This is a genomic window from Desulfovibrio sp. 6_1_46AFAA (genome assembly GCF_000224635.1).
Classification (GTDB): Bacteria; Desulfobacterota; Desulfovibrionia; order Desulfovibrionales; family Desulfovibrionaceae; genus Desulfovibrio; species Desulfovibrio fairfieldensis.
Map to the genome: position 1 here is coordinate 616,048 of NZ_JH114300.1, position 12,022 is coordinate 628,069.

Sequence of the window (12,022 nt, forward strand, 5' to 3'; positions counted from 1 at the left end):
TCGCCGGAAATCCGCTTTCCGCGCGTATTTTGCCTCGTCTGTGAGGCTTCTCAAGTAGTTGAGCAACCCTGCGCAACGGCGTCCCCGTGGGACGCGTGGTGAAATAATGTTCGCACCGGACGATCTCGTGGTTTATCCGGCCCAGGGCGTGGGCAAAATAGAGCGCATCGACCGCCAGAATATCGGCGGCATCGCGTGCGAATTCTATATTGTCCGCATCCGCGCCAATAATATCACGCTGATGGTCCCAGTGAACAACGCCGCCAATGTGGGTTTGCGCACCCTCACTCCCGAGGCCGACGCTCAAGGCATTCTTGAGACCCTGCGCGGCGACACGGATAAGACAATCTATACCGGACAGAACTGGAACCGACGCTTCCGCGAATATTCCGAGCGCCTCAAAAGTCCGGACCTTGCCGTTGTTACGGAAGTCCTGCGCGAGTTGCTGCTCATCAGCCGCAGCAAGGAGCTCTCCTTCGGCGAACGCCGTCTGCAGGAACAGGCAATGGGCTTGGTGACCGGTGAACTGGCCGAAGTGCTGCATCTGACGGAAGACTCCCTGCGCGAGGAATTGCTTGAACGCTATGCACCGCCGCCCCAAGCCGAGGCAGCAGCCAACTGACGGGCGTTGCGGCAGCATATGGCAACCGCAGCCGTTAAAGCGGTTTTTTCCCTCACGGGCACAAGCAAGGCGCAAGGTTTGAGCGGCATATCCTATATTTTTTCCTTGCCATAATGCCAAAGATACGCTAATCGCATTGGCACACGTCTTTTTCGTTCCCTTACACTCTGCCTGCAGTACTACAATGCCTTTTGACATTGTAGATATTTTTTCACGTAGTTGCTTCAAAAAATCGGACCGTTATGCGTAAAAAGAAAACGACCCCCGCACTGTTGACCGACAGCGTCATGAGTCTTACGGATTTAAAGACCCGCAGCATGCAGGAACTCATGGAGCTGGCCGAACAGTTTGAAATCGAAAATGCGAGTTCCATGCGCAAACAGGAGCTTATTTTCGCGCTCCTATCGACCTGCGCTTCGCAAAACGGCGCCATTTACGGCGACGGCGTGCTGGAAATACTGCCCGACGGTTTCGGTTTTCTGCGTTCGCCTCTGTGCAGTTACATGCCGGGGCCGGATGACATCTATGTCTCTCCTTCCCAGATCCGCCGTTTCTCGTTGCGCAAGGGGGATATCGTTTCCGGCCAGATCAGGCCGCCCAAAGAGGGGGAACGCTATTTCGCCTTGCTCAAGGTGACCGAAATAGGCTTTGAACCCCCGGAACACGCCAAAAACCTGGTTCTTTTCGACAACCTCACCCCCATTTATCCTGATAATCAGCTCGTCATGGAAAATGGCGAGAAAAATCTTTCCAACCGGGTCATCGACCTCATGGCCCCCATCGGACGCGGCCAGCGCGGCCTTATCGTGGCCCCGCCGCGCACCGGTAAAACCATTCTGCTCCAGGCTCTGGCCAACGCCATCAACGCCAATAATCCCGAAGTCTACCTCATCGTGCTGCTCATCGACGAGCGCCCGGAAGAAGTCACGGACATGGAACGCACGGTCAAAAAGGCGGAAGTCATCAGCTCCACCTTCGACGAACCGCCGCAGCGCCATGTGCAGGTCTGTGAAATGGTGTTGGAAAAGGCCAAACGCCTGGTGGAGCGCAAGCGTGACGTGGTCATTCTGCTCGACTCCATCACCCGCCTGGGCAGGGCCTATAACGCGGTAACGCCTTCCTCGGGCCGGGTGCTTTCCGGCGGTCTGGACGCCAACGCCCTGCAACGTCCCAAGCGCTTTTTCGGCGCGGCCCGCAATATTGAGGAAGGCGGCAGCCTGACCATCATTGCCACTGCCCTCATCGACACGGGCTCGCGCATGGACGAGGTGATCTTTGAAGAATTCAAAGGCACCGGCAACATGGAAATCTACCTGGACCGCCACCTTTCGGAAAAGCGTGTCTTCCCGGCCATCGACATCAACCGCACCGGCACCCGCAAGGAAGACCTGCTGCTGGCCGACGACGTGCTCAACCGGGTCTGGATTCTGCGCAAGATCCTGGCTCCCATGTCGCCCATCGACAGCATGGAATTCTTACTGGACAAGATGCGCGGCACCAAGTCGAACAAGGATTTTATGAACGCCATGGGCAAATAGCGGCCCACGTTCCCGCAACAACGCAAAAGCCTTTCCCGGTACCGGAGAAAGGCTTTTTCATCACTGAACGGGCATGGACGAGCAAACACAGAATATGGCCGATAGGGAACTGCCCTGGCCGTCTATGGCGGACAAGGCCACATTGCGCATTGTGGCCGCCGGCTCCTCCCGATCCGCCGGCTTGGCGCGTTTTCTGGCCGCGTCATTTCTGGCTCTGGCCCTGTTGTTTCTGTTGGTGGGCCTGTCCAAGCGGCACCATGCGGCACTGGCCGGGGCAGGCGGATTTCTGCTGGCCGCCGCGTCCTGTTTTGCCGCTTCCCGTCCGGCGCGTCCGGTCTTGCTGCTGAACCGGGAAAAAGGAGAAATCCTGCTGTCCCGCCGCTGGCTGGGCCGTTTGAAATTCCGCGCTTTTCCGGCGGACCAAATTGATCTGCGCGCCGAACGGAATGGTTCATTCTGCCGCTTGCGAATTGTTCCGCGCCTTGGAAACAGCGCCGGCGGGCGTTCGCTTGTGAACGGCAGCAGCCATCCTCTGGACGTTTCGGATAAAGCTTGGCAGGCGGGCATGCTTCTGACCTGCCGCGCCGACGCCGGGCCTATTTCAGATATGCTGCGTGCATGGCTGCGGCACGGTTCAGCTCCGGAGTCCGGCGACGCGGAGGAATATACGGCGGCCCTCAACGGCAGGGAGCTTCCGCCGGAAGTGGAGGCCTGGGCGCGGCCCGCATCTTTCAGAGGCAGCCCCAGCTACGTCGCTCCGGCGCGAAACAAGGACGAAACGTTGGATGACGGGGATTCACCCGGCCCTGCCGCCCGGCGTCAGGCGGCGGAAGCCGTCAACCGTCCGGCGCCCCGGCAGCCGGAAATCCGGCGTGCCGGAGAGTTGCGGGACACGACATGCGGGCGCGACAAGCGCTCCTGAAACGCTTCACCCAAAGCCGTTTTCCTGAACGGAGAAGCCTTTTTTGTCAGACTGACGCAAAAAAACCCCGCTTGATGCGGGGCTTTTTTGCACGGACGGATGAACTTTCCCCGTCTTAAACCAGCTTCTTTACCGCAGCCAGGGCGGCATCGTAATCGGGCTCATTGGTCACTTCGGGCACAAGTTGGCTGTACGCCAGACTGCCGTCAGGAGCCACCACGAAGATGGCGCGGGCCAGCAGACGCAATTCTTTGATCAGCACGCCGTAATTTTTTCCGAAGCTCGTGTCCTTGTAATCGGAAAGAGTTTCCACGGACTTGACACCGGCGGCGCCGCACCAGCGGGCCTGGGCAAAAGGCAGATCGCAGCTTACGGCCACAATGCGCACCTTGTCGGAAAGTCCGGCGGCTTCCGTGTTGAAGCGGCGCACTTCCATATCGCAGACCGGCGTGTCCAGCGAAGGCACGCTGACCAGAACCAGCACTTTACCGGCATAATCCTTGAGCCCGCGCGGGCTCAAGTCATTGGCGGCCAGAACAAAATCCGGAGCTTTCTGGCCCACGACGGGCAGTTCGCCCTCAAGATGCAGGGGATTGCCCTGAAACGTGACAGTATTCATATGAAGAACTCCTTATATTATACTTTAGATGAGACCAGCCTGCCTCAGGCCCTTTAATTTGTCAATAATTATTCCTGACAAGTTGAAGTTGACGGCAGCCAGCGGCCCCGGATTACTCCCAGACCAGGGCGCACCATTCTCCCTCAATGACCCGCCGGGCTGTCGGCAGGCCTTGCGCCTTGTAGGCGGCCTCCACGCCGTCGGCCTGGATCTCCAGCAGACCGGAAAGCACCAGACAGCCGTGGGGCTTGCGGGCGGCGGCCACGGCCGGAGCCAGTTCCATCAAGGGACGGGCCAGGATATTGGCCAGCACCAGGTCAAAGCTGTGGCCCACAGCAGCCTCTATGCCGCCGAGTGCCGCGTCAAAACCGCGCACTTGATTGAGTTCCCGGTTTTCCAAGGCATTGTCCACAGCCAGCGGATCAATGTCCAAACCCAGGCCGCTGAGCCCGCTTTTGCAGCAGGCTATGCCCAGCACGCCGGAACCTGTACCCAGATCCAGAAAGGTCTGGCCGGACGCGATACGTCCCTGATCCAGCAGATCGCTCACAACCCCCAGGCACAGGGCCGTGGTGGCGTGATGTCCGGTGCCGAAGGCGCTTTTGGGCTCGATGAGAACGGGCGTGCGGCCCGGAAAGTCCGGACTTTCGGCCAGCCAGGGCGGCAATACCACAAAACGCGAGCCGCAGCAGACCGGCGTGAAAAACTGCCGCCAAGCCGAAAGCCAGTCCTGGACCTCAAGCGCCTCCAGGGTGCAACGCGTCTCGGGCGCGGCGCGCGACACGCTTTCGCGCAATTTTTGGAGAAAGTCTTCCTGTTCGCAATGCACGCGGAAGCGCGTTTCACCTGTGGCCAAGCTTTCCTCCGCCCAGCCGAAAGACACCCCAAGCGTCAGCAGACCGCTGATGCGGTCAAAATCCCCTTCCTGAGCCACAATATCCAGACGGAAAATCTGTTTCATCCGATCCATTCCTTTCTGTCGTGCGCGGCTTGTCCGCCTCCGCGCCAGGCCGGGGCCGTCCCCTGCCCGCTACGGACAAACCATGGTAGCCGCCACCGTGCGGAAAAACAAGGACGGGCTCACGCCGGAGCCGCGGCCGCCCTGTCCGTCGCGCCGCCACGGATTGATTTGTGGCCGAACTCGCTGTACATACCCAGTTCATCCCACCGCATATTACAATCACAGCGCCAAGGAATACCCATGCCCCAGACTGACGATCTCGACAGCCTTCTTGCGGCCATCCGCACGACGTTTGATGTGGATTTCGAGCCCCTCCAGGTGGACGACGGCGCTCTGGAAGTGCTGACCATCCGCAATATGCAGGCCCATCTGGACGGTCTGCTGCAACGCAAGGCCATCCATAATCCGCTCAAGGATCTGCCGCTCTGGGCAAAAGTCTGGCCGGGCTCTTTTGTACTGGGCCGTCTGCTGCGCAAGTATGAACCCGAGGGCAAAAATCTGCTGGAATTGGGCGCGGGCTGCGGCATCCTCAGCATGGTGGCCGCGCGCTACGGTTTCAAGCGCATCGTCCTCAGCGACATTGTGGAGGACGCCCTGCGCTTCGCCAAGGCCAATGTACTGCGCAACAACCTTCAGGATCAGGTGGAAGTCCGTTTTGTGGATGTGACCACGCCGGGCCGCGACCCGCGCTTCAGCGAGGGCTTTGATCTGATCGCCGCCTCGGAACTCCTTTATCTGGACGAACTGCACCGGCCTTTGCTTAAATTCGTGGACCGTCATCTGGCCCCCGGCGGCAAAGCCCTGTTCTGCACGGACCTGGCCCGGGCCAAGCCCCATTTCGCCAAACTGGCGACCAAATCCTTCAAACTCATGGAAGGCCGTATCGGCGTCAAAAGCCGCGACGAAGACGGCGAGGAACAACGGCGCATCTACAGCATCCTGATTCTGGAGCGGCCATGAGCGAAACCCTGCCGATCATCCGACTGACCCCCTGCCCCAAGGGCTACACCAAGGATCTGGACAAAGCCGTCAGCCCGGCCCAGACCATCGCCCATGTGCAGGAGCGCCTGGCCGCCGTGAATCTGGACATTCTGGCGGAAACCCGCCGGGTGGACGTGGGCCGTCTGGGCATTCCGGTCTATCTCAGCGTCTGCGGCGCGGACGCCCGCGAGATCATGCCCACCCGCAAGCAAATGGGCAAGGGATCCTCGCCGGAACAGGCGCGGGCGTCGGCCCTGATGGAGCTTATGGAGCGTTTCGCCTTTTTCAGCTTCTGGCAGGAGCGCCCGCACATGATCCGGGCCACCTGGAGCGAAGCCGAAGCCCGTTTCGGCGACCGAATGTTGCCTCTGGAAGCCATGCTCCGCTCCGTGGACGACCGGCTTGCCCCGGAACAGGCCCGGCGTGTGCTGGACCTGACGCCCTGGCAGTTCTACCCGGCCACCCATCTGCTGAGCGGGCGCACGGTCTGGCTGCCCCTGGACTGGTTCAAGCTGCTCAGCGAATTCAACGGCACCTCGGCGGGCAACAGCGCCGAGGAGTCCCTTTTGCAGGGCCTGAGCGAACTGGTGGAGCGGCACGCCTGCTGCCGGGCGGACCGCGAGCGCCCGCGAACGCCGACCATTGACCCGGCCGGTTGCGACGACCCGATTTTGAAGAAACTGCTCTCCTCCTTCGAACGGGAAGGCGTGCGCCTGGTCCTCAAAGATTTTTCCCTGGGCATGCCGTTGCCCACTGTGGCGGCCCTGGCCTGGGATCCGGCCACCTTTCCGCAGAGTTCGGAAATTATTTTTACGGCGGGCACAGCGGCGTCTCCGGCCAAGGCGGCCATCCGCGCGGTTACCGAAGTGGCCCAGCTGGCCGGTGATTTCTGTACCCAGGCCTGCTATGAAGCCTCGGGCCTGCCCAAGTTCACCAGCCTGGAGCAGGCCGCCTGGCTGCTGGAAGGCCCGGTAGCGGCGCTGAGCAGCCTGCCCGGCGTGGAAAGCGGCGATATCCGCGATGAGCTGCTGGCAGCCCTGCGCGGCCTTGCGCCGCTGGAAGTCTATGCGGTGGAGACGACCCACCCCGATCTGGGCATTCCGGCCCATTACAGCATTGCGCCGGGCCTGTCCTTTCGCGAACGGGACCGCAACCAGAGCCTGGGGCTCTTTGTGGGCCGCAAGTTGGCCGAGGAAGCCGACGCGGATCAGGCCCTGGCCGGGTTGGCGGTGCTGGAGGAATGCTATCCGCAGGCGCACTTCCTGCCTTTTTTCCGGGGTATGCTGGCCCTGCGCGCGGAACAGTGGGATGCGGCGCGCGATCTCTTCAACGCCGCCCTGCCCTTGCAGCCGGACAACGACGCCGCCGCCTTGGCCGCTTTTTATGCCGGGTACGCGGAGACCTTGCAGGGCCGCTGGCAGGAAGCCCTGCCCGCCTTGGTCCGGGCCGTGGAACTCTGCCCGGAAATGAAGGAATACGGCAATCTTCTGGGCGTTGCCCGCTTCAAGGCCGGGCGTTACGCCGAAGCCGCCGAAGCCTTTGCGGCGGTGCTCAGAGTGGACAAGGGCTCGGCCCTGGATCTGGCCAACCTGGGCCTCTGCCGGAAATTCCTGGGCCAAAAGGAAGAAGCGGCCCGGCATTTGCGCACCGCGCTGGAATTGGACCCCTCCCTGGATTTCGCCCGCAAGCATCTGGCGGAGCTGGAGAGCTGAACAGGATTGCAAAAAATTAAAATCCGAATATCATAAGTATATTATGCTGCAGAGGGATGAGAACAATTCACGATTGAAATGAGTGAATTACTCTGGTGGCCGCGCGAGCGGACACCCGCGCCCCAGTGCAAGGAAGCGGCCGAAGGCGGCGCAGCCGTGCCCGTAGCCCACAAAGGGCTTATGAGCATTGCCAGCAACGATAAACCGCGTTTTAGCATTGCTGTCGGTATCCGTATGGTTCGAAGACTCGCCAGCGGCTACCGCTTCCTCAACACGCGGACGGCGTAAAGTTTGAAATGTGTAACGTTTCAAACGCAAAATGCCCTAGAGATTACAAACACCGATCATTCGACGGAATGGCGCTGTAATATCGGCTCTGTGAAGACCATGCATGACGACAGCTTGTGCATGGTTTTTTGCATATAGCGCATTGAGGTATCGGATGAAAAATTTTTTCATTCTACTTCTGATTATCATTCTTTTCGCTTTTTCCTGGGTGAAATTTTTTCCTCAACAATATCAGCCTGTCATCTATGAATATGCCGCCAACAAGAGCAACATCCAGCTCACGTTTTTCGGCTTTAAATGGGAGACGGAAAATGTTCTTACCATTGAATCATTGATGACGGAATTCATCAATAACAGCAAAACCATTAATGTCCTTTATGAAAGCATCAAGGGCAGAGAATATTTCCGGGCTCTGAAAAAGCAGATGGAAACCAATAACGGGCACGATATCTTTATGGTAAGTCAGGATATGTTGCCCGCGCTGACCCGGCAGGGGCATCTCGTCGAGCTTTCGGACCTACCGGAACTCAAGAACTATTCCGAACCTGCCCTCTCGCAGATACGGGATGCAAAAGGCTCTGTCTGGGCTCTCCCCACAAGCATTTCCGCATTCGGCCTTTACTGCAATCTGGATCTCCTGAAGAAGCACGGCGTTTCGCTTCCCGATACTCTACAGGATTTTCTTGCGGCCTGTAAGAAATTCAGCGACGCGGGCATCACCCCGATTATCGCCAATAATGATATTTCGCTGAAAACACTGGTCATTGCGCGAGGAATGCCCGCCTTTTATCAGTCCGGGGAGAACGTCTCCGACCTCGTCAATACGGGCAAACTTCCGTTGAGCACATATTTTCGCAGCGGCTTCGCGCTCCTGAAAGAGCTGTGCGACCACGGCTACATTGACAGGCAGCGCACGCTGGTCACGCGAAAAACCAGAGACGACCTGACGGATTTTGCCGGGGGCGAATCCCCCTTCATGCTCACAGGCTTGTGGGCATCCACCCGTCTCAGGGAAATGGCGAATTTCCGGTACTCGGTCGTTCCCTATCCGGTTCAGGAAGACGGGCCGATTCTGGTCATCAATATCGACACCAGGCTCGCCCTGAACGCGCACGGCAAGCATCTTCCCGAAGCCAAAAGCTTTTTGCGCTATATGATCCAGGCTGAATCCATCAACAGATTCTGCGCCAATCAGACTTCCTTCAGTCCTCTCAAAGCGTTTTCCACGAGCAATCTCCTGCTGCAAAACCTGGAAAAACATCTGCGCAACGGCCGGGCCATTATAGGCGCCGACAGCCGGTTTGTTTTCCCCATCTGGGAAATCTCCCGCGCGGCCTCCCTCAAAATTCTCGAGGGCGCAAGCGTGGAGCAGGCCTGCCGCAGCCTTGATGACGCCGTCGCAGCGGCAATTCAGGAACAAACGTTATGAAGCATCAGTATCAGAGCATCAAAACGAACTGGTACGTCATGGGGGCGATTATTGCATCGTCCCTGTTGCTGATCTTTGTTGTGTTGTCTTTCATTCGAACAGTGCAGGAATCGCTGTGGAAAAATGCGGCCAGAAACCTTATTGAGACCACGGAACAGGGTGCCAACGCACTGGAAGGAGCCCTGAACAAAGATAAAGAAATATTGCGTCTTGCCGCGCATGAAATCGGGGCGTTACGCTTGAGCGATAAAAAAGCTATCTGCGACAAGCTTCAGGAATTTTCCTCGCCAGACACTTCCATCCACTTTATCAATGAAAACAGCATGTATTGCGGTTCTCAAGCCGATGCCTTGCCTGCGGAAGTTAAAAACATACTGGGGAATACCGCGGCGACCAACGGCATTATCGGGCCATATATCAGCCCCCTGACCGGAAGACGGATTTTAAGTGCCTATATTGCCGTTACATTTCATGACGGAAGCAGGGGTTTACTGTTAAAGGACACCCCCATTGAGGAACTCTACAATAAATATTCGCCCGCGTTCTATAATAATGAGGGATTCTGTTACGCCATCAATGAATCCGGCGACATAATCCTTCGTTCGCTCCACCCTGCCAGCAATAAAAGTTTTCTCAATATTTACGATATATTTCATTCCCCGCGGATGGAATCGAGCCTCAATGACCTGAAGCAAAAGATAAAAAAGAGAGAAACAGGGGCAATCCTGTTTCAGGACGAAGAGCAGGAAAAAGTACTCTGCTATACTCCATTGCACTTTCGTAATTGGTATTTTATTTCCATTACGCCCAATAGCGTTATTTTACAGGAAGCAAACTCGATTCTGAAAAAATCTTTCATCATGTGCGGCATTTTTGTCGCCTGCTTTCTTTTTGTCATAATCATCTATACGCGGACAAGGGAGGAATATGATAAAGAATTACAATACAAACAGGCTATTATTTCCAATGCCTGCATGGCCTTTTCCTTCAATATCAGCCGCGACAAAATAGAAACAGTTTTTTGCTCCCTCAGCACACTGGACACTGTCCTGGCCGCCTTCCCTTCAGTTCAGGCCGCACCCTATAGAGAGGTTATCCGGAACTGGGCGACGGAAAACATTGTTCCGGAAGACCGGCAGACCGTGCTGGAAAAAATGTCTCCGAAGCATTTTTCCGATCTGGCCGCCCGGGGAATAATGGAAGAGGAGCTTGAATACCGGATTCTTTCCGAGCGGGAACACGCTGTTTTCATCAAACAGAATATTACCCTGACCAAGGACAAAAGAAGCGGAAACATCGCCGGACTTCTCATCGCCAAAGACGTGACAGAGCTCCGTCTCAAGGAAAGCCTGTATATACAGGCATTGAAAGACGCCAGCGAAAGCGCGAATCAGGCGAACAAATCTAAAAGTGAATTCCTGTCCAGCATGTCGCACGATATCCGCACCCCCATGAACGGCATCATCGGCATGACGGAAATCGCCAGGGTCAATATCCAAGATACGGCCAAGGTTCAGGATTGCCTGCACAAAATTACCATGTCGTCCAACCTTCTGCTGGACCTCATCAATGAAGTGCTCGACATGTCCAAGATAGAGAGCGGCAGGCTTGCGCTGAATGAAAGAGAGTTCAATATTGCGGAGCTTGTGGAAACGCTCTTTACCGCGGTACAGCCGCTTTTAAAAGAAAAAAATCATACGCTGAACGTCCACATCAATGACGTCGTTCACGAGGATTTCATCGGCGACCCTCTGCGCCTTCAGCAGATCTTCATCAATCTCATGTCCAATGCCATTAAATATACGCCTGAAGGCGGAAACATTGATTTCAGCATCTCGGAATTCCATGACAATTCTCCGGCCTACAGCAAATTCCAGTTTATCCTCAGGGATAACGGGATGGGCATGACGCCGGAATTCCTGGAACGTCTCTTTTTGCCCTTTGAGCGCGCCGATGAAGCCCGGCAGAAAAACATCGCCGGAACCGGCCTCGGCATGGCAATCACACGCAATATCGTGCATATGCTGGGCGGTGACATTACTGTCGCCAGTGAACCGGGCAAGGGGACGACGTTTACGGTCGGCTTCAGCCTGAAGAGGGTCAATGCTGGACAGCGGGTCATGCAAAATCTGCATGGCCTTCCGGTCCTGATTATCGACGACGATCAGGCGGCCTGTGAAAGCGTTTGCCTTATTCTTGATGACGCCGGGATGCAAAGTGAATGGGTCACAGACGGGCAAAAGGGAATAGAGCGCATCGTAACGGCGCGGGAACGCGGCAAGGAGTACTTCGCGGTTCTCGTGGACTGGAAAATGCCCGGCATGGACGGCATTGAACTGACCAAACGCATCCGGACGGCTGTGGGGGCCACGCTACCCGTTGTTCTGCTTTCCGCCTATGACTGGTCTGAAATAGAGCGGGAGGCCCGTCAGGCCGGGGTCAATGATTTTATTGCCAAACCTTTGTTCCGTTCCCGCCTGTTGTACGTCCTTGAGCAGTTCGCCGCTCCCGGCGGCAATGGGACGGCGCGGCAAGCGGGTGCCGCTGTTACCGCCGACCTGTCGGGCAAACGTATCCTGCTTGCGGAAGACAATGAGCTGAATGCCGAAATAGCCAGGGAAATCCTGACGGCGGCGGGGGCCACGGTCGAAGAGGCGGCCAATGGGGAAATCGCGGTCGAAAAAATGCGCGGGAGCGCGGAAAGATATTATGACGCTGTTCTGATGGACATTCAGATGCCTGTCATGGACGGCTATGAAGCCACGCAAAAAATACGGAACCTGCCGAGAGAAGACGCCCGACGTATTCCGGTCATTGCCATGACTGCGGATACGTTTGTTGAGGACATCCGGCGTGCCCATGATGTGGGGATGAACGCCCATGTGCCAAAGCCGCTGGATTTCAATTTACTCTACCAGACGCTGGCGAATCTTGTGCAATAACCGGTCTG

9 protein-coding genes are annotated in these 12,022 nt (G+C 57.0%); 7 read left to right on the forward strand and 2 right to left on the reverse strand.

The window, feature by feature from the left end; translation table 11 throughout:
• The first annotated feature begins 106 nt into the window (after nt 1–106).
• The 3 genes from HMPREF1022_RS02525 (at nt 107) to HMPREF1022_RS02535 (ending at nt 3,082) form a co-directional block, all read left to right on the forward strand.
• Nucleotides 107–622 carry a CarD family transcriptional regulator gene (locus HMPREF1022_RS02525; RefSeq protein ID WP_008684373.1) on the forward strand — a complete coding sequence of 172 codons (516 nt, stop codon included), beginning with the start codon at nt 107–109 and terminating at the stop codon, nt 620–622.
• A 242-nt stretch (nt 623–864) separates the two neighbouring features.
• Nucleotides 865–2,160 (forward strand): transcription termination factor Rho, encoded by a 1,296-nt coding sequence (rho, locus tag HMPREF1022_RS02530; RefSeq protein ID WP_008684374.1) that lies wholly within the window; start codon nt 865–867, stop codon nt 2,158–2,160.
• A gap of 73 nt (nt 2,161–2,233) precedes the next feature.
• Nucleotides 2,234–3,082 (forward strand): hypothetical protein, encoded by an 849-nt coding sequence (locus HMPREF1022_RS02535; protein WP_008684376.1) that lies wholly within the window; start codon nt 2,234–2,236, stop codon nt 3,080–3,082.
• 115 nt (nt 3,083–3,197) lie between these two features.
• Here HMPREF1022_RS02535 and tpx read toward each other — a convergent pair whose 3' ends face one another.
• Both tpx and HMPREF1022_RS02545 read right to left on the reverse strand, forming a co-directional pair.
• Complete coding sequence (gene tpx / locus HMPREF1022_RS02540) at nt 3,198–3,701, reverse strand: thiol peroxidase (RefSeq protein WP_008684378.1); 504 nt, start codon at nt 3,699–3,701, stop codon at nt 3,198–3,200.
• A gap of 112 nt (nt 3,702–3,813) precedes the next feature.
• The gene (locus tag HMPREF1022_RS02545; RefSeq protein WP_009301706.1) at nt 3,814–4,662 is read right to left on the reverse strand and encodes a 50S ribosomal protein L11 methyltransferase; all 849 of its coding nucleotides are present in this window, start codon (nt 4,660–4,662) and stop codon (nt 3,814–3,816) included.
• Nucleotides 4,663–4,902: 240 nt separating this feature from the next.
• Here HMPREF1022_RS02545 and HMPREF1022_RS02550 point away from each other — a divergent pair, with 240 nt between their 5' ends.
• The 4 genes from HMPREF1022_RS02550 (at nt 4,903) to HMPREF1022_RS02565 (ending at nt 12,014) form a co-directional block, all read left to right on the forward strand.
• Nucleotides 4,903–5,622, forward strand: coding sequence for a class I SAM-dependent methyltransferase (locus HMPREF1022_RS02550; RefSeq protein ID WP_008684382.1), 720 nt, complete (start codon nt 4,903–4,905; stop codon nt 5,620–5,622).
• Entirely contained in the window at nt 5,619–7,355 is a 1,737-nt protein-coding gene (locus tag HMPREF1022_RS02555) for a YcaO-like family protein (protein WP_008684384.1), read from the forward strand. The genes HMPREF1022_RS02550 and HMPREF1022_RS02555 overlap by 4 nt, the downstream gene beginning before the upstream one ends.
• Nucleotides 7,356–7,797: 442 nt before the next feature.
• A complete protein-coding gene (locus HMPREF1022_RS02560; RefSeq protein ID WP_008684387.1) occupies nt 7,798–9,072 on the forward strand; it encodes an ABC transporter substrate-binding protein in 1,275 nt (424 codons plus the stop codon).
• Nucleotides 9,069–12,014 carry a response regulator gene (locus HMPREF1022_RS02565; RefSeq protein WP_009301707.1) on the forward strand — a complete coding sequence of 982 codons (2,946 nt, stop codon included), beginning with the start codon at nt 9,069–9,071 and terminating at the stop codon, nt 12,012–12,014. The genes HMPREF1022_RS02560 and HMPREF1022_RS02565 overlap by 4 nt, the downstream gene beginning before the upstream one ends.
• Nucleotides 12,015–12,022: the final 8 nt, after the last annotated feature.